Here is a 19,420-nt window from a genome sequence, read left to right on the forward strand (position 1 = left end):
GTCCCTTTATTTTGCTCTTTGATAATTGAGTGCCCGCTCAATACGCTCCCCAACCTGTGGGTGCGTTGATAAATACTTTGACCACGCATCTTGTTCGGTGCTTCTATCGCTAGACATCAGTTTAAGTGCGGTGGCAAAATCTGCGGCTTTGTAACCATGTGCCTCAAGATTGTGTAGTGCATAGTCATCAGCTTGGCTTTCCATATCTTGTGAAAACTGCTGTTGCATGATGACACTGCCCACCCCGAGCGCTAGCTCCGCAACCCCTTGTAAGTCACCAAATACCACAGCAAGCGCAATGGTAGAGGCAACCGACTGGGCCGCAATTCTCATACTATGCTGATGTTCAACATGGCCAATTTCATGTAGTAGTACCGCTCGAAGTGCCTCAGGATGCTTTGCTAGTTTAGCAACTAGCTCATCCGTCACCACGATCTGTCCATGAGGGAGCGCAAAAGCATTTGCACCAAAAAAATCGGAGCGGTAGAAACCTAAACGGTACTTTTCTTTGTCCAACTTTAATTGGTTTAATGAATCTTGCCAAAGCGCATTTATTTTATCCTGCTGTGTGGGATCGACTTCTGTCGGCTCCAGCGCCATTTTTTCTATTAATAGCATGGACTGCCGGCCAGTCGCTTCAACCACACTGTTTGGCAATAAAGTCACCGCACTGGCTGCCATACTAGGGACGACCACGAAGAAAACCAAATATAACAGCAATGGACACAAAAAAATGGCTGACAATACAAGCCCTTTGTGTCTCTCACAACGCTCAAGGAGTCCAACACCTGAGAGACTTGTAAGACGAAAACTCACATCATCAGGCAAAAATCGGCTGCCATCTGGTAACGTGATATCTTGGGCTTGCCCCGCTATGGCCACGCCTGGGAGAATGTCTTGCAAGGGCACAGACAGCTCAAGATCATCATCTTTGACAACACGAATTTGCCCGTTGCTATTGTGCAAGATGCAATTTACGCTAGCGTTACTGCCAGCGCTATAGAGTTTACCCGTAACCTTTTGCATATTATGTCAAAGAGATATCAACATCGAATACATTCGCAGCTTCTTCGGCAAACGAAGACTGTTGTGCTTGTTGCATGTTGATAACCTCATCGGCGTCTGGATTAAGGTGTACAACAGTCGCTGCCGCCAACATTTTGGCTTTACGCACTTTAGCCCAAGGAAACGCTAAGCCCAGTGAACACACAATCGCTAACGTATTGGTGACATTAAGTAGCACGTAGTCAATTGGTGCAAGGTTTGATTCAAACTCAGCAACGCCTTCAAACCTGCTATTTTCAAAGATGTGATTTCGCACCATTGCCTTATAAGCAGAAGCTACAATTATAACCACTAAGAATTGCATAAATAATATCCCAACCCCAATCAACTGTGAGGTCTCTAGCAAATTATCAGAAATGCCTATAACGAGTGCCGCAATACCTGCCAGAATACCCAGCCCAACAGCCATACAGAAACATACAAAAGCAATTAAGTAATACTCTTTTGTAGAAAGGTGTGTGGTTAGCTTTTTGTCACCATAATAAATATTGTTGTGTATATAGGCATCAATACGCTTAAGGGCCCAAGGCAACAACAAATACAAAGTGAAAACGCTCAAAATAGGTAATAATACAAAGTTGATAAGCGTGTCCTTGTATTGCCCTTTAAATGAAAATTGAACATTGCGATAGCGCGTCATTCGTAAACTAAAACGCAGGCCCTGATTGATTACCCAAGGTAATGCTATACACCAAGCCACTAATAGCACAATACCAACCAATGGAAAGTAACTACTCGATACTACATAAAGTGCAAAGCAAGCCAGAGCCAACAACCTGCCTTTCAAAATTTGTTGCGGTGTCGCCAAATAATCAAACCTGTGACCATCAATTTGCGTATGACCAAAAAAGTATTGCTTGTTTCTTACCGTTGCCCACGCAGAATAAATACCCAAGGTAGCAATGGTAAACAAAATATTAACCAACCAAATACTAAAGTAACTGCGTGCATCGCCAGTAAAGCGCACTTCGCGCGTGTGTGTTGAAGAACCTGTGGTTTCAACCACCTCTTTTGACTCTAAGTCCATTTAAAACTCCAAATAAAAAAACCAACAGTACCCTAATTGGTACAAGGGCGAAATTATAATCATAAGGTAATAAAAGGTACAGATGAATTATCTCTAAGATGGCAACAAAAAAGCCAGTGTTCGCTCACTGGCTTTGTTTTACTTATGTGACCAACCCACTAGGGTAAGCACTTAGATTCCATTGCAACATTAAACTTGGCAGCAAATGCCTGCAAGTTTGCCATCTTTTCTCGTTCACTATCACTTTTCACAACATCATTTGATGCGGATAATAACCAAGTCTGACACCCGTCTTTTAGTGGCAAAGGTTTGCGAGCCATACCTATTTTGGGATAGAAATAACCTCGCCTATTCAGTGCAATAAAACCAAAGCTTTGTTGAGCTTCATGTGCTTCAAGCACCTGCTCTAGTGAGTGCGTCATAAACCATTGCATACTTCTATCAGCATTCACAAGCAGTAACTCATTTTGTTTGTCTGGTGTATCACTGACACTTTGACACCCAAACAAGCCACTCAACAACAATGCCATATACAAACTACGCATACTTAGCACTCCATTTAACACGTCGCAACAGCAGACCTAAGCTTAGAGCATATAGCCAATATCCAAAGCTACCACTACCACCATCATCAGCACTGCTCACAGGTGGAGGGGTCCTTACATTTACAGTAACCGTAGCCTGAGCAGATGCACCATTACCATCACTCACCGAGTAGATAATTTGCTCTTGACCGGTAAAGCTACTTGCTGATTGATACATAATATTACTACCAGAAACCGTCGCAGTACCCGTACCTTCGTACAGTAGCTCTACTAACGTTAAAGTATCACCATCAATATCGGTATCATTGGCAAGCACAGCGATAGTTGTTTGCACACCTTGGGTTGCTGTCACAGAATCATTATTCGCCACTGGCAAGTCATTGACCGCTGTTACGGTTATTTGTGTGGTAAAATTGGTACTCGCACCTTCCTTATCACTGATGGTAATAGGCACTTCTAGTGTGCCATTAAAATCAGCTTCAGGCGTAACCACATTTGCATTAAAGCTGTATTGTTCACCTGCAAGTATTGCCAGCGTAAACTCAGTACTGTCTACATCTACCACCTCAAACTGCGATACCCCCAAGGTAATGGTTTCGTCTTCATTCATTGTTAGGGCCAGCTGCGTGAGTACTTCTGGCGCATCGTTAACAGGTGTGACTTGTATCTTGGCAGGATAACTTGTCGTAGTTGTACCATCAGTCAGGGTAATATTTACGGTCAGCTCACCGTTAAAGTTTGCAGCAGGCATTATGGTGTTTTCTGAGAAGGTATAATCACTTCCTGCGATAACACTCAACACTAATTGAGACCCCACTTGTTGGTTCACAACACTAAATTGTGATGCCTGTAAGGTAACACTGGTATCTTCCGCAGTAGAAATGGTTTGCTGAGATGTGACCGCCAAACTGTTAGCTAAATTAAATTCTTGAGATAAGGCATAAAAAGCACTGGAAGCACATTTGACCATCACTCGCGCTTTATTATTTTGGCTACCAATCAAAGTGACCTGTTGTTGACCATCATTAGCCGTGCCCGATAGTAGCAACTGAATTTGTGATGCATCACTGTTGGTTTGCATTATATCTACATTAGCGCACGAAATTGGCGCTTGATCGGTTCCAGCAACATTCCAGCTCACAGTAATTTGGTTGTTTTCACTCACTGAGCTGTTCTCATCTGGTGAGGTGATCACAAAAGGACCCGCCGCAGAAACTGTTGTGACGCTTGCGGTATCAAAACTCACTCCCCCATTGCCATCACGAACAACCAATCTAAATGTCATGGTTCTATCAGTCGTAGGATAGCCGTCGCCTTTAGTAACTTGCCCTGAAATGACATCCGCTAACAAAGGAAAATATCTTGTCGCAGATGTGCTCGGTAAATATGGTCGGAACATCGGCCCTTCACCATTATCTTTCAAATCTGCACTGCTTGACGTCGCTGAGCCTAAATCCAACTGCTCCCAAGAGTAGCTCAGTGTGTCATCACTATTGGCATCCGTTGCTGCACCTGTCAGCACAAAAGGCGTATTGATAGGGATCACATGATCCTCTTTAGCATCAGCCACAGGCGCTTTATTGCCATCATCCTGTAACGAACCACAACTAGCGCCAGAACCTAGCGTGAGATGCGTATGCATCTCATCAATACTGTGAGAATGAAACATTGCAATGGAGTTTGATGCGAGATTTTCAGACGCACAAATGCCTGCATAAGCCATAATGGTGATACCACTACCAGGTTCGTATGCTGCGCCGCTTACCCGAGTTGTACACGACCCATCCGATCCATTATAAGTATGATTTGCGCCAAACTGATGGCCTAATTCATGGGCAACATAATCTACATCAAATGCATCGCCCTCAGGTGTGCCAATACCAGTCATTCCCATCGCTTTACCACCTTCTTCACAGATGACACCCAATGCAGCCAAGCCGGCACCGGATGTTGCCATAAGATGGCCAACATCGTAATTACTTGAGCCGATAATGGTATCTATCTGATTTTGTACTTCCGTGAGGGTATCGCCTAACTCTCCGTTATCGTACGGATCGTTTTCAGTAAAAATTAGCTCGTCATTGTTTGCTACGAGTTCAAGTCTCACTGCAATATCTGTTTGGTATATTTGATTGACTCGGTTAATGGTTGTCACGATGCCATTTAGCGCTTGGGCCTTACTACCAAAATAACTGGTATATTCATCACTGGTGGTCACAGCTAAGCGATAGGTTACTACTTCAACGGTGCCACCATTACCGATGAGTGGTCCTCTTTGCTGACGAGCATTTAATGAACTATTGCGCTGCGTAAGCTCTACAACTTCATCGTGCCAAGGCATGTCTCTTTTGCCTTTTTCATACACTTTAAAATTACCGAAACTTGGGTCTATATACAGTGTACGCGCTTTAGTTTGATAGAAGGCATAAAAGCCATTTGGCCCAATATCAAAACGACCGGTATTGTGCGTGGCTCCCTTTTGATGGCCAGAAAAGCTACGGATCATCGGGTATTTTTGCGCAAGTGCAGGAGCCATAATAGGATCATAACGTATGACGTATTCAATTAGCCCACCCTGGCCGTCGGGCAGAGAAATGGTCATGCTAGCCCCGCTGTCAGCAAGTGACATTAAGTCACCCGCCACTTTTTGGTAATTCGCGCTATAGTGCTGCGCTATAGCTGATGTAGATTCACCTTTAGCGTGTGCTTGTGTGGTGTGCCACTGCCAGTTGTTCGCATAGCTGGTGATTGAAAAGAAAAAGAAACATAACAAAAGCAAAGAACGGTTCATATGCATCTCCGCATAATGGATATTAAAGCACAGTATAGACTTGGCTTATTAATTTGCGCATATTTGACGTTCAATGCAATGTTATAAAACGCGCCACTGAAAGTGCTCAGGCCTAGTTGTAAAGTACTTGCAAGCGACTGGTGACACCGTTTGTCCAACCAAACCCCTGCTGTACTTGGTACTCTCCTCCCCCAGCCGTTTTTTGCATTTCGCAGACATTATATTTTTCCAACAGGCAGTGGCGAATCGCAAAGTCCTGCTCCAGCATATTGAGCCAACGCAAAGCAATCTTTTGTGCCAACTCGAATTGGCCGTAATCCCTTAGCCCCTTTATAGCAAACCAATGCAGAGGTGCCCATCCGTTGGGGCTGTCCCACTGCTGAGAAGTGTTACTTAAACAACTGACCAAACCACCTTGACGTAAGAAATCGCTACTTAGTTTTACGCCTATCAAATGTGCTTGCTGTGGGCTCACGATACCGCCATACAGTGGCACACAGCCCGCTAAACTCAAAACATCTGAACGTTTATTGTTAAGTAAGTCAAAGTCACAGAACCAGTTGTGTTCCTCGCTCCAAAGTAATTGCTGTATTGCTGTTTTGCGCAATTTAGCACGCTCTGAGTATGTATCTGCTTGCGCTTTGTCATTGAGCATGGTTAAACACTCAACCAGCGTATCTTCCAACAAATAAAGCAGCGTATTTAAGTCGACCGGTACTCGGTTAGTGGTGTTTATGCTAAGCAAGCTCGTTGGGTCGTCCAGCCATCGAGCACTGAAGTCCCAACCTGACTCACACGCGGCACGAATATTACGGAAAAATGATTCACGCTGCGACAGAGGCAATTGGTTGGCATCAAAAATATCCTCTGCATAAGACTCTGGTCTAGGTTCAGGTTTGTCATCCCAGTAGCGATTGAGCTGCATCCCATTAAATAGTTTAACTACTCGGCGATGCGCACTGTTGTTCTCCAGTTGTGCTTCTCCTTGATGCCAAAAATCATGCTCCTGACGCATCGCATCAACCATGCGCTCAAGCCACTTAGTATCGGACTTTTTATACGGCAATAATAGTTTTACCATCAACGCCAATACTGGCGGCTGAGAACGACTGGTATAATAAATTCGATTGCCGTTAGGCACACAGCCGTATCGTGCGATCAGACTCACAAAGTTCTCAACCATCGCCTCTATGAGCGAAATATTACCGCTATCTTCCAATCCAAGCGCTGTGAAGTAACTGTCCCAGTAGTAGATTTCATTGAATCGGCCACCAGGCACCACATAGTCATGCTCAAGCGCGAGCAGGGAGTTGTTGGTACTATAAAAGGCTTTTCGCTGTAACTTTGGCCACAACTTTTGAATGTAATCAGCAACAGACTTTACATCGCTAAGCGCTTGTAATTCAGGCTGTTCGGCAAAGGTGAAATGCGCGTCTACAAAGCACTTTAACGCCTCATTACTCATTGGTAAATCATGTTGTTCATATGCTTGTTGTGCACTGGCCCAGCTTGTTTTAGGAATGGCGTCGGCAAACACCTTGCTATCAGCAAAAATACCACTTAGCTGCACATCTTTAAACAAGGTGCAATATTCGAATTTCATGAAAACCTCTTAGGCAGCAATAGGATGCGCTGGTGTACTGCGCTGTTTAAACAGAAACACTGAAACTATCAGTAAACACAGTGGCAGCAATGCGCTGTAAAATGCGTGTTGGCCACTAAAATGCTGGAAAATATAACCCGTTAGAATAGAGCCCGTGGTCCCTCCTAGTGCTGAGAAAATAACGATCATCCCGGTCATCGAGGCATGTTGATGTTTTTCTAAACTGCTTAGGATCACTGAATTTAATACCGGATAGATAGGTGCCATCAATAACCCAATCATCGGCATTAAATACGCAGCTAAAGGAGCATCAAATATTGAGCTGACTGTTTGCTGTGAAACCCCTTGGGTCAGAGGTAAGGTTAATAGAATAAGTCCCCCCATTGCCACCAAGCATATGTTGAGCAAAATATACCAATGGAGATGTTTTAAAATCTGCCCTGCCAGCAAACGTCCTACCGCTAAGCTCGCCGCAAAGATGCTGGTCAACTGCACACTCACATCCACAGGTAAGTGTAAAATTTCATTGTTGAACGTGGGCAGCCACGTGCCTACTCCTTGCTCTATCAGAACATATAAAAATGCCGAAATAATAAAAACCAACACCAAAGGTTGAAAGCTCAACTTTAACATCTGGGCAAACTCGCTGCTGATACTACTGCCAAAGGGCAGCGCCTGTTTTGCAATAGGTGCCAAACTAATGGTTAACACGCACACTAAACTCAATAAAGCGAGAATGTAATACACACTGAGCCAATCCAATGAGTTGCTATCTGGGGTAATGAAAAAACTAAAAATCCAATAACCACTGAGCACCCCAACCATAAAAATACCTTCTATGGTATTGAGGAGCGCGGAGTGAGAAGACGGCGAATCACTCAACTGCCCGACTAAGGCGTACACGCTAATCTTCACCACCGCAAAAGCACAGCCAACAACAGCAAATAGTATTTTAAAGGCGTAAAATTGACCGATTTGTGGCGTGACTAAACAGATCAACATCACCGCGGCCAAAGCCATTAATAATGCCAATTTATAGCCAAAACGCGGGATCATGGAGGCGACCAGAAACGACATGATGGCAATCGAAAGATCTTTGAAACCTTCTAGGCTCGCCGCCTGTGTTTTGCTAACCGAGAAACTGTTTATCGATTGTAAGATTACCGTTCCTACGCTGTTGAGTAACACCGCGAATAGAAAGTAGCAGGCCATCATAGCCAGTATGATACGTGCTCTTGATGCATTGGTTAGAGTAGTTGGTGCATCTGTCATAAGCTGAACTCATTAGTATTGAATGAATTAAAGTCTAGCCTTGCAAAATTTAATTTGCAATCGTTTGCAAATTAAATTCCAGCGATTACCCATATCTTGTATTTTTACTAGCTTGATTGACGGCACAGTAACTCTATATCAATTTCTTGTGAATCAACCACTTCATTATTCAACTGTGCCAACAACTTGGTGACCAACATTTTTGCGGCAAGTTGCGTGTTTTGCCTAACGGTAGACAACGATGGATGGCTTACATCTGCCATACCAATATCATCAAACCCAACCAAACGAACATCATTCGGTACGCTGACATATCGCTCTTTTAACGCTTTGAGCGCCCCTAGTGCGACCATGTCACTACAGGCAAAAATGCCATCAAACGTTAAGCCTTCACTTCTAAGCAATTGATTAATGGCTTCATATGCAGCTTGGCTAGTAATATCAATTTTAATTGTTTGTTGCTGACAGGCCTCGCTTGCACCATCAATCGCGGCTTTAAATCCACGATAACGTTCACCGATTTCAGCATGTCCCGGATCGCCCAAAAACAATAACTTTGATGCGCCTCTTGCTATCAAATGCGCGGTTGCCTGCAAACCACCTAAGTAGTTGTCACTTCCTACAATGGGATAATTACTCGGTGTTTTAGGGTCGCCCCATACAACCAGCGGCGCGCCTAAATTAGCAGCTTGTTCGATACGGTTTTGTTGTTTACCTTGGCCCACAACAATCAGACCATCGGCTCGTCGACCATCAATAAAATAGCCATACCAGTCGTCACCAGCCATATAAGAGTTTGATAGTAGAAGTTCATACCCCTGACGGTTAACTGCTTGATTTATATCGCTAACTACTTTTAACAAGAAGGGATCGTCGATAGATTGTTCGGTATTGGCTTCAAGGTTTATCACCACAGCAATCACTTTGGTTTTCTGTAGTCTTAGACGGCTTGCCGCAGTATTAAGCGTGAAGTTGTGCTGTTTGGCGAGCTGCTGCACATGATCACGCGTAGCTTGTTTGATCACCGGGTTATTATTCAGTGCACGTGAAGCTGTTGAGGTTGATACCCCAGCAAGTTTTGCCAAATCCACCAACTTTAATTTTTTCTGCTCCACTACAACCTCTTAGACTTAGATCTCACCACTTCGCTAACTTATTGAGAAGATAACATATTACTGAGCAATTTCGCATAACCAACTGCCATTATAGCGCAAATGTACAATGGTTATTAGCCACAATAAAACAGGGTATGTGCAAAAAGTTGCATTAAAGTTATTGCAAACGTTTGCAATAACCTCTATTTTAATTTCAGCGCCACCTAAAAACTCCCCTCTGCTGGGTTACAAACTTAGTCTTTAGCGCTAAGTTTTGGGGAGTGGCGCACACAATGATATGAACCATATGACAACAAAAGGGGCTTTCCCATGCGCAAACTCAAGCAATACTCGTTGCTCGCAACAGCCATAGCTGCGGTTTTGAGTAATCAAGCGATAGCACAAGACGAACAAGCTAAAGAACAAAAAGTCGAAACTATCGTCGTATCTGGTACCGCTGGTGGACGCGGCATCAGAAAAATTGACGCCGGCTTTGCCGTTACCAATATTGACGCGGTTAAAATCGATAAACTCGCACCTAAAAGTACTGCGGACTTACTCAAAGCAGTACCGGGTATATGGGTAGAAAGCTCAGGCGGTGAGTCTGGTGCGAATGTGTTTGTGCGTGGTTTTCCAGGCGGTGGTGATGCGCCCTTCTTAACCGTGAGCTTGCAAGGCTCTCCAGTTTACCCTGCACCAACCCTTTCGTTTTTAGAAAACTCATCTATTTTTCGCTTAGATGAAACCATCAGCATGATGGAAGCACTGCGTGGCGGTCCAAACCCTGTGGTCTCAAATGGTCAACCAGGTTTAACCACTAACTTTCAACTAAAACGTGGTAGTGAAGATACAGAAGGCACATTTAAATATACAACTAGTGACTACGGTCTTCAGCGTCTAGACGCAGTACTAAGTGGTGAATTAAGCGATGATTTGTATTACATGGTGGGCGGTTATATTAAGCGTTCATCAGGCATTCGCGATGCAGGTTTTACCTCTGAACGCGGCCAACAGTTCACCATTAACCTAACCAAAGAGTTAGACAATGGCGAAATCAATGTTTATACCCGTCAGACTGACGATACGGGCGCTTGGTACTTACCCACTCCCCTTAATGTTGACGGTGTAGATGCTGAATACACGCAGCTGGGAACACACAACCGCCAAGCCGTTATTTACGCAGGTAATAACAATGCAATGGAAATCGACTTGGGTGAAGGACGCGGTTGGAAAGGCCATATTTCTGGCGGTAGCATCAAGCTAGAACTCAAAAATGGCTGGCACTTTATAGACCGCTTTAACCTCACTCAAGGTGAAGCCAATACCTATGGCCTTGTACCAGCCGGTGGCGCTGAGCTGCTTAAAGATGTTGCAGATAACGGACAAGACGCCAAAGGCTCAGTCACAGGCACTATCTATGAAGGCGATACCTATGTTCAGAGCATGGGACGTTGGGTGGTATTAAAAGACATTGAGTCTTTCACCAATGATTTAGCGTTTAGTAAGTCTTTCGACAAATGGGAGAGCGCGTACGGAGTTTACAGCGCTTCAACCTCTGCTCAAGATTGGTGGAGTCTAGGCAACGCGGCCTACTACGTACTCGAAGCTGGTGGCGAAATGCTTGATGGCATTGAGTGCAATACCAGTGTTGAAGGTTGTGCGTGGAACTATGACATAAACAGCACGGGAGATGCTAAAACCTTAGCGTTCTATACTACACAGAGCTACCGCGCAACAGATGCTTTGACGTTAGATATTGGCCTTCGCTCAGAGCGTCACGAAGTAAACTACTCAGTGGATGAAAACCTCAATGGCATTATCGAAAAGTCTGTGGATTACAGCGCTCGCAAGACCTCTTGGACTATAGGTGCCGACTATAAGCTAGCTGATGATATGGGTGTGTTCGCTCGCATCAACAAAGGCTACAAAATGCCTTACTTCGATGACTTTAGAGACAATTATGGTACCTATGAAGCTGGTAACCCATTGATTAAAGAAGTAACTCAAGCAGAACTTGGCTATAAGTACATGGGTGACAATACCGACTTTTTTGCCACACTGTTTAGCAATGAGGTAAAAGGTGACACATTTGTGCGCAGACCGGGCGAGCCGGCTGAAATCTTGACCAATGAAGCGTTAGGCATCGAGTTTGACTATAACTACAACCACGAGTCTGGGTTGTCAGTCAATTTAAACGCCACCGTGCAAGACACTGAAATCACCGAAAGCCCTGATAACGAAGGCAATGAAAGTCAACGCCAGCCTGGTTGGCAAATTCGTGTCACGCCGAGTTATGACTTTGAGTTAGCGGGAATGTTCGCCACTATTTACGGCACCTTCTCAGCAGTAGATGACCGTTATGGCAACAACGAAAACACCGTCGTACTTGAAGGCTATGAAAAGTTTGACTTGGGCTTAATTGTAGAGCCTGCAGAAGGTTTGAAACTACAAATCGCAGCCGATAACTTAACTGACGAACAAGGTATTACTGAAGGTGACCCACGTAATGTTGATGCGCCTAACGGCCGCTACATCATGCCTCGCAGCATCAAGTTTAGCGTCAGCTATAGCTTTTAACTAACCTCCCTCCTTGGATCACAAGCCCAGTTTCCCATACTGGGCTTTTTTATTCCCTGCACACGATAGCACCTAACTATAGTCCGTGCTGTAGCCCAAGCCTACTGTTATGAAATCAAGGCAGTCTAAGGGAGCTTACTGGTATATTTGGAGTGTGAGAATCAATGTACCAAGCAAATAAATACCATTTTATTTTCATAATAGTGAACTTTCAGGCGAGAACGTTCGTAAGTCTGGCTATGGATGATAATTAGTCATCCTTTTTAACCCACTAGACAGGATGAATATAATGAAAAAGTTTATAGTAAGCGCTAGTCTACTGCTACTGGTGGCATGTAGTGATAGTGACGATGATAACACGGTAACACAGCCAACACCTCCAACACCAACGCCAGAGTTTTCAGCGACTAAAACCTTCGAGCTGACCTTAAGTGGTAAGCAAGAAGTGCCCATGAATACCTCCATGCAAACTGCAACCGCAACCGTTGAACTAGATGAAAATCTAATGCAGTTTAGAGCAACATTGGACTACAGCGATGTAGAAGGTTTTAGTGCTGCGCATATTCATGATGGTGACTTAGGTGAAAATGGCGATGTTGCTTTCGCATTCGAAGCAACAAGTGAAACGCTAGCCAGTATTGAGATAACTGATCTCACCGAGTCACTCATGGCCGACATGTTAGATGGCGATTGGTACATTAATCTGCACACACAAACCTTCCCGGGTGGTGAGTTACGCGCACAAATTGTGCCAGACACCACCAGCATAATCACCTTTGAACTCAATGGTTCACAACAAGTACCGATGAACCAATCAAGTGCTATGGGCGATGGTTACGCCTCCTACGATAGCACTGATGGAGAGCTTTACCTGCGAGTAGTTACATCTGGAGTTGATGATGCAACCGCAGCACATATCCACACTGGCAGAATAGGTGCCAATGGCGACGTATTGGTGGTGCTTGAGCAAGACGATGAAATCATGACTGACTGGGTAACGCCAGAGGGCACCATGATTGACGAAGCAACGCTCAATGTACTGCTTTCAGGCGGACATTATGTCAATGTCCACACACCCGCGATGCCTGACGGTGAGATCCGAGGCCAAATTTTAACTGACAATTACGCGGTTGCCACCTTTGGTTTATCAGGAAAACAAGAAGTACCCGCAGTCGATACCATGGCGTCTGGTGACGGCTACGCGTTAGTTAACACTGATGATTACAGCGTTGAGCTACGTGTTGTGACCTCTGGCGTAGTAGACGCCACGGCCGCACATATTCACACTGGGCGAATTGGCACCAATGGCGACGTGTTAGTGGCCCTTGAGCAAAGCAACGATGATATGAATGTGTGGATGACACCACAAAACACCATGATAGATGCGGATATTTTCGCGATACTCGCCTCTGGCGGACACTATGTTAATGTGCATACGCCTGCCGTGCCAAGCGGTGAGCTGCGCGGGCAAATCTTGACGGACAACTTTGCCCTAGCAACATTTAATCTCTCCGGCGCGCAAGAGGTTCCTGCTGTATCGACTACCGCCTCGGGCGATGGCTACGCACTCGTAAATACCCATGATTATGGTGTAGAGCTACGGGTAGTGACCTCTGGTGTAGCAGACGCCACTGCCGCGCATATTCACACGGGTCGTATTGGCGCCAATGGTGACGTATTAGTGGCCCTTGAGCAAAGTGCAGACGATATGAACGTATGGATGACACCGCAAAACACCATGATAGATGCGGATATTTTCACGATACTCGCCTCTGGCGGACACTATGTTAATGTGCATACGCCTGCCGAGCCAAGCGGTGAGCTGCGCGGGCAAATCTTGACGGACAACTTTGCCCTGGCAACATTTAAGCTCTCCGGCGCGCAAGAGGTTCCTGCTGTATCGACTGCGGCCTTGGGCGATGGCTACGCGCTGGTGAACACCCATGATTATGGCGTTGAGCTACGAGTAGTGACCTCTGGTGTAGCAGACGCAACCGCGGCTCACATTCATACCGGACGCATTGGTACCAATGGCGATGTATTAGTAGCCCTTGAACAAAGCACCGACGACATGAACGTGTGGATGACACCTCAAAACACCATGATTGATGCAGATACTTTCGCGATACTGGCCTCAGGCGGTCACTATGTTAATGTACACACGCCTGCGGTTCCTAGCGGAGAAATACGTGGACAAATCCTAACGGGAAACTATACCTTGGTCGCCTTTTCACTCAGTGGCGATCAGGAAGTACCAGCAGTGACCACAACGGCTTCAGGTAGTGGTTATGCCCTAGTTAATACCAATGACTTTGCTTTAGAACTACAGGTTCTCACATCTGGTGTTGCTGATGCGACTGCCGCACATATTCACACCGGTGCGATAGGCGTCAACGGTCCAGTGCTGCTGGCACTTGAGCAAGATGAAAGCGATGCAAACCGTTGGATGGCACCAGCTGATGCAGCACTGACGGCTGAAATTTTTGCTGTCCTTGCAAGCGGTGGACACTACGTAAACGTCCATACACCTGCACACACAAGTGGTGAAATACGCGGACAAATTCAGTAACCCCATATATTAGGCCCGCACTCTGCGGGCCTATCATTTTGACAAGTTACATTTAAATTCTGCTACCTAAGCGTCATGATTTCTATTACACTCAAAGTTTAATTTTTACCATTTAATGTTCATGGACTTAACCACCCTTTTTAGTATTGATCCACTACGCTGGTCGGATATTGGTGCGGCGATTCTCGCAGGTGCAATTATTGGATTAGAGCGTCAATTGCGCGGAAAACCCGTTGGGATAAGGACGTCAGCCTTAATAGTCTTAGGTACTTACACCTTCATTATGCTCTCAATGCAGGTAAACAATGATGTGGCAGACCCATCAAGGATCATCGGTCAGGTTGTTACAGGTATTGGCTTTTTGGGCGCAGGTGTGATGCTATCAAAAGAGGGGGTTGTTGTGGGCGTGACCTCTGCCGCTGCAATCTGGATGCTAGCCGCCATTGGTATTTGTGTCGCGGTAGCTGGCCCTTTAATTGCTATAAAAATGGCGGTGATTGTGGTGGGTATCTTGTATGGGGTAGACTTATTAGAGTCGAGCTTTACTAATCTGACTCGTGGTGTTCATGGTAAATACACGGGTTGGAAAACCAGAGTTAAAAAAGATGCCAAATAGCACACGTTTACAAGATGCTAATTTAACCCCAGGCCAGGTGGCTAAACGTAGTGATGTCAAAGTCTCTACTTTACACTTTTATGAGCAAAAAGGTCTTATTCGCAGTTGGCGAAATAGCGGTAATCAACGCCGCTATAAGCCCGATGTACTAAGACGAATTGCGGTGATAAAAGCCGCACAAAAAATGGGCGTCACCCTTGAGGAAATAAAACAAACTCTCAGCACCTTGCCAGATAGCCGTACACCAACCAAAAAAGATTGGGAGAAACTATCCACCGCTTGGCAGCAACAACTCGATGAGAAAATTGCCTACATGCAAAGGGTAAGAAACCAAGTTGAAGGATGTATTGGCTGCGGGTGTTTATCCATGAAGAGTTGTCCAATGTATAACCCTGATGACGTACTTGGCGAAACAGGCAGTGGCGCTTTGCTGTTGGGTAAAGATTGGTAAACACCTTTGAATAATTGAGTTGTTCGCACCACTAGGCTGTGGGTTATTCAGGTTTAGGTCAGTGTTTACGCTTATAATCCCCGCTCTTTTCGTTTTCTATTATGCTTATGACTACAATAAGCGCAACTTATATCAACTATGAATACGCTGTTAGAATTTCTTAAAAACCGTAACTGGATGTTGTGGGCGCTCATTTTAGGTGTCGCGACGGGTCTTATTTTTGGTGAACGGGTGGCATTTTTACAGCCACTTGGTGCTGGCTTTGTAAAGCTGATGCAGATCACCATATTCCCATATATCGTGGTCAGCCTTATCGTGGGTTTGGGTAAGTTTAATCCCGATCAAGTACGCAGCATTTTACTTAAAGCCGCCACGGTGATGGTGTGCTTGTGGGGAGTTGGCCTGTTCGCTATTTGGTGCTTTACCTTTACGTTGCCTCAACATGATGCGGGGACATTCTTCTCCCCTGCACTGATTGCCCCCGCAAACAATATTGATTTTGCGCAGCAGTATATTCCTGCAAACCCCTTTGCATCACTGGCAGAAGGGAATGTGCCTGCCATCGTGATCTTTTGTATTGCTCTGGGTATGGCACTGATTGCCAACAAGCGTAAAAATACCGTGTTGGAATTTCTGGATGTTATCGGCCAAGGTCTCACCGTTATTTCGAAAAAGGTGATTTCAATCTTTCCTATCGGAATATTTGCAATGACAGCCAGTACCGCAGGTACGCTAAGTATTGAACAGCTAAATAACCTGCAAGTTTATTGGGTGTTGGTTCTGTGCTTAGGGCTGTATTTAATGCTGGTGTTATTACCTATGCTAGTTGCCGCACTGACCCCTATCAAATACCGCGCTTTGATTTTAGTAATGCGTAACGCTTGGATAACTGCATTTAGTACCGGCAACGTGTTTATTGTACTGCCAGTTATCACCGAAGGCATAAAAGAGCACATGCGCAGTATCAAAAAAGCCGATGAGCAAGCAGATCATATTGCCGAAGTACTAGTTCCCATCGCCTACACTTTCCCAAGCCTTGGCAAGCTCACTACACTTATTTTTGTGATGTTTGCAGGCTGGCTTACTGGCAATCCTATTAGCCTAACAGATATACCCAATGTCACGCTTTCTGCCATGTTGAGCTACTTTGCGAATGTGCACTTAGCCATTCCATTTATGCTGGACAGTTTAAAAATTCCAGCGGATAGCTACCAGCTTTACCTATCAATGTCAGTTTTAACGGCCAAGGTGGTTTCACCTACCACTGTGGTTTATATTTTTGCTTTTGTGTTCTTGAGTATCTTCTATTGCCGCAAGCAATTACATCTAAAGCGGCTTCGTTCGGTTTACTATCTAACTTTGTTTAGTGCGCTATTGCCTGCATTTATGCTGGCAAGCTTCACATTAAACAGCTATCTCGCCAAAAACTCCCAAGCCGCAGATGAAGTGATAGCCAACATGGTCATTGCCGATAAGGTCCCTGCCCATGTTTTGGGGTACGTCCCCAAAGCCTATCAAAGTGGTGAACTGTCATTAACGAATATTGATGTGATTAAAAAACGCAACCTGCTAAGAATCGGCTATCTAATTGATAACGTGCCATTTAGCTACTTTAACCAAAAGAATGAACTGGTAGGTTTTGATATCAGCCTCGCGCACCGTTTGGCGTCTGACCTTAATGTAAATGTTGAATTTATCCCATTCAAAAAGCATCAGCTTAATGAGTACCTCAATAAAGGCTTTTTTGATGTGGCCATGTCAGGCCTTGAGATCAATGTGGCTGATTTGACGAAGGTTCGCTTTAGTGATCAAGTATTGCAGTTGCAACTTGCCCTGCTTGCTAAAGATCACCAATTAGACAGGTTTACAACTTTAAAAGATATCGCCAAGCAACCACTGACTATTGCACATGTTGAGTATGCCCCCATATTACATCAGGTCGCCAGAGGCTACCCCAACGTAGCATTTAAACAACTACCAAATTTAAAGGCATACTTTGGTGACCCAGATAAATATGATGCACTGGTGATAAGTGCCGAAGCGGGTTTTGCTTGGAGCATGTTTTATCCAGAATTCGGCGTGGTAGTACCACAAGGAGAGGTCAGTAAATACCCAACTGGGTTTGCAGTTGCAAAACGCAATTACGACCTATTGAACTACCTCAATGCTTGGTTGGATATCCAACATGCAAATGGTCAAATTGACGCCAATTATCGTTATTGGATTTTAGGTCAAGGTAGCCAAAAAACCGTTAAACGCTGGTCACTCATTGATGAATATGCACCTGAGTTATTGGATTAGAAGCCGATAACTCAGCCACACCAATATGGCCGTTTGCGCAAAGCTCAATAACAAAAGCTTTGCGTTGAACTGCCACTTCTGGCATTTATGACGAAGGTATTTTTGTGCAATAAACATTGTCATATTGCCAGCAAGCGATGATAAGGCTAACAATTTAACTTCACTAACACGCCTGTGTGCTGCGATGGCACGTTGTTTATCTGACCAAAATATCAATAAAAACAATATATTTATAATCACATAATAAGCGACGATAGCGAGTGTATAGCGCACATCGCTGTGGGTTAAAAAAATGGCTAGAACCGCGATAAGCAACCAAGCACACACCGACAGCCCATATGCCAGCCCTAAACAAGCTAAATTAAGCGAATAAGCAGGCAAAACACACTCAAAAGTATCTAATTTATTTGATTTTATCTTAAAAAGCAGGTGTTCAGGTATACAAAAATATCGCTATTGCCAGTCACATTCTTTAACGGCATCAAACCACGGTTCTTCAAACGATTTTTTCATAGGGATCAAAGGATGTGTAACCTCAACCACAAGCTTTGGTGCTAAATACTTATGTACCCATGCTCGTACTGTATCACTTTCTAACTCATCATAGGCCACTTTTAAAGCAAGCTTTACTTTATCATCGGGCGCCTTGCCTTGTAATTGCTCAAACCTTGCCTGCAACCAAGACAATAGAGCCTGTTTTGATTCGTTGGGAAAAATTGAGGTCAGCCTAGAGGTGGGGCCAATCAAACGCTGGTAATTCATTGTTTGCTCTTTAATTAAAAACACAAATAATAGATTAATACCGGCTGAGATCTTACCAGAGCGTTTATCCAGCTCCTGATAATCGGTTAGAGCCTGGCGAAATAAACGCTCCGCTTCATCAACTTTTCCCTCGTCCAACGCCAAAGCCCCTAGGTTATTCTCAATCATTGCCAGTACTGGGGTTTGTTGTAATTGCTCAGCAAGCGTGCGAGAGCGCGCATATAAAGCCCGCGCTTTTGAGTGATTTCTCTGCTCTCTCGCAACCAAGGCCAAGCTATTAGTTAACGTCAAACGCTGTCGATCATTTTGAGCATACTTGTATGAACAATCCAAACTGATTTGTGCATCCTGATAATATTGAGATCGGCGTAGCCAGATCCCCAGCGCACTTAAAATTGACGTAATTTGGTTTCGAAAGTACGGGCTTTGACTGACAGAAAACACAGCTTCAAGAGACTCAATCAAGCGCGGCATTTGATTGGTGGGCACAGAGGCTCGCATAGCGAGGAGGTGCCAGCGTACAAACAATTCCTCGGGAAGCGTATCTGGCTTTGCCATGTTTTCGAGCAGTAAAATAGAGTGAGCCGGATTAACTGTCAGATAATCTTCCGCCTCATTCAATGTATCGATAGGATCTGCCACCTGAGCACCAAGCACCAAGCACCAACACAGCATCCAAACTAGTAACAGTACTCGCAATATACTCTCACCGCTTTGCTCTTCTTAGAATTTAACTCTAGTTGCTAA

Annotated in this window: 13 protein-coding genes; 5 read left to right on the forward strand and 8 right to left on the reverse strand. The window is 44.7% G+C overall.

Going from position 1 to position 19,420, the window contains the following annotated elements; genetic code table 11:
- Positions 1-6: 6 nt before the first annotated feature.
- From L1070_RS14100 to L1070_RS14130, 7 genes are all read right to left on the reverse strand, one after another.
- Positions 7-1,026: a M48 family metallopeptidase gene (locus tag L1070_RS14100; protein ID WP_237125992.1), complete on the reverse strand. Its 1,020-nt coding sequence runs from the start codon at positions 1,024-1,026 to the stop codon at positions 7-9.
- Position 1,027: 1 nt separating this feature from the next.
- On the reverse strand, positions 1,028-2,092 hold the full coding sequence (locus L1070_RS14105) for a YjgN family protein (RefSeq protein ID WP_237125993.1): 1,065 nt from the start codon (positions 2,090-2,092) through the stop codon (positions 1,028-1,030).
- Between the two features lie 158 nt (positions 2,093-2,250).
- Positions 2,251-2,637, reverse strand: a complete 387-nt coding sequence (locus L1070_RS14110; RefSeq protein WP_237125994.1) for a hypothetical protein — start codon at positions 2,635-2,637, stop codon at positions 2,251-2,253.
- Positions 2,630-5,428, reverse strand: coding sequence for a reprolysin-like metallopeptidase (locus L1070_RS14115; RefSeq protein WP_237125995.1), 2,799 nt, complete (start codon positions 5,426-5,428; stop codon positions 2,630-2,632). Before L1070_RS14115 ends, L1070_RS14110 begins: the two co-directional genes overlap by 8 nt.
- Positions 5,429-5,540: 112 nt before the next feature.
- Positions 5,541-7,031 (reverse strand): trehalase family glycosidase, encoded by a 1,491-nt coding sequence (locus L1070_RS14120; protein ID WP_237125996.1) that lies wholly within the window; start codon positions 7,029-7,031, stop codon positions 5,541-5,543.
- A 9-nt stretch (positions 7,032-7,040) separates the two neighbouring features.
- Positions 7,041-8,303 (reverse strand): MFS transporter, encoded by a 1,263-nt coding sequence (locus L1070_RS14125; RefSeq protein ID WP_237125997.1) that lies wholly within the window; start codon positions 8,301-8,303, stop codon positions 7,041-7,043.
- Positions 8,304-8,410: 107 nt separating this feature from the next.
- On the reverse strand, positions 8,411-9,418 hold the full coding sequence (locus L1070_RS14130) for a substrate-binding domain-containing protein (RefSeq protein ID WP_237125998.1): 1,008 nt from the start codon (positions 9,416-9,418) through the stop codon (positions 8,411-8,413).
- A gap of 309 nt (positions 9,419-9,727) precedes the next feature.
- On the opposite strand from L1070_RS14130, the gene L1070_RS14135 reads away from it, so the two are divergent.
- The 5 genes from L1070_RS14135 (at position 9,728) to L1070_RS14155 (ending at position 17,911) form a co-directional block, all read left to right on the forward strand.
- A complete protein-coding gene (locus L1070_RS14135; protein WP_237125999.1) occupies positions 9,728-11,974 on the forward strand; it encodes a TonB-dependent receptor in 2,247 nt (748 codons plus the stop codon).
- A gap of 289 nt (positions 11,975-12,263) precedes the next feature.
- Positions 12,264-14,543, forward strand: coding sequence for a CHRD domain-containing protein (locus L1070_RS14140; protein ID WP_237126000.1), 2,280 nt, complete (start codon positions 12,264-12,266; stop codon positions 14,541-14,543).
- Between the two features lie 121 nt (positions 14,544-14,664).
- A complete protein-coding gene (locus L1070_RS14145; RefSeq protein ID WP_237126001.1) occupies positions 14,665-15,159 on the forward strand; it encodes an MgtC/SapB family protein in 495 nt (164 codons plus the stop codon).
- Entirely contained in the window at positions 15,149-15,610 is a 462-nt protein-coding gene (gene soxR / locus L1070_RS14150) for a redox-sensitive transcriptional activator SoxR (RefSeq protein ID WP_237126002.1), read from the forward strand. Before L1070_RS14145 ends, soxR begins: the two co-directional genes overlap by 11 nt.
- A 138-nt stretch (positions 15,611-15,748) precedes the next feature.
- Positions 15,749-17,911, forward strand: a complete 2,163-nt coding sequence (locus L1070_RS14155; protein WP_237126003.1) for a cation:dicarboxylase symporter family transporter — start codon at positions 15,749-15,751, stop codon at positions 17,909-17,911.
- A 453-nt stretch (positions 17,912-18,364) separates the two neighbouring features.
- Here the strand turns inward: L1070_RS14155 and L1070_RS14160 are convergent, their stop codons facing one another.
- Positions 18,365-19,315 (reverse strand): tetratricopeptide repeat protein, encoded by a 951-nt coding sequence (locus L1070_RS14160; protein WP_237126004.1) that lies wholly within the window; start codon positions 19,313-19,315, stop codon positions 18,365-18,367.
- Positions 19,316-19,420 lie beyond the last annotated feature (105 nt).

Source organism: Pseudoalteromonas sp. MMG022, assembly GCF_021654245.1.
Lineage (GTDB): Bacteria > Pseudomonadota > Gammaproteobacteria > Enterobacterales > Alteromonadaceae > Pseudoalteromonas > Pseudoalteromonas amylolytica.

Coding starts and splice junctions, on each gene's coding strand:
- L1070_RS14115 (WP_237125995.1), bottom strand. CDS start 5,428: ATGAACCGTTCTTTGCTTTTGTTATGTTTCTTTTTCTTTTCAATCACC.
- soxR (WP_237126002.1), top strand. CDS start 15,149: ATGCCAAATAGCACACGTTTACAAGATGCTAATTTAACCCCAGGCCAG.
- L1070_RS14100 (WP_237125992.1), bottom strand. CDS start 1,026: ATGCAAAAGGTTACGGGTAAACTCTATAGCGCTGGCAGTAACGCTAGC.
- L1070_RS14120 (WP_237125996.1), bottom strand. CDS start 7,031: ATGAAATTCGAATATTGCACCTTGTTTAAAGATGTGCAGCTAAGTGGT.
- L1070_RS14145 (WP_237126001.1), top strand. CDS start 14,665: ATGGACTTAACCACCCTTTTTAGTATTGATCCACTACGCTGGTCGGAT.
- L1070_RS14125 (WP_237125997.1), bottom strand. CDS start 8,303: ATGACAGATGCACCAACTACTCTAACCAATGCATCAAGAGCACGTATC.
- L1070_RS14105 (WP_237125993.1), bottom strand. CDS start 2,092: ATGGACTTAGAGTCAAAAGAGGTGGTTGAAACCACAGGTTCTTCAACA.
- L1070_RS14110 (WP_237125994.1), bottom strand. CDS start 2,637: ATGCGTAGTTTGTATATGGCATTGTTGTTGAGTGGCTTGTTTGGGTGT.
- L1070_RS14140 (WP_237126000.1), top strand. CDS start 12,264: ATGAAAAAGTTTATAGTAAGCGCTAGTCTACTGCTACTGGTGGCATGT.
- L1070_RS14135 (WP_237125999.1), top strand. CDS start 9,728: ATGCGCAAACTCAAGCAATACTCGTTGCTCGCAACAGCCATAGCTGCG.
- L1070_RS14155 (WP_237126003.1), top strand. CDS start 15,749: ATGAATACGCTGTTAGAATTTCTTAAAAACCGTAACTGGATGTTGTGG.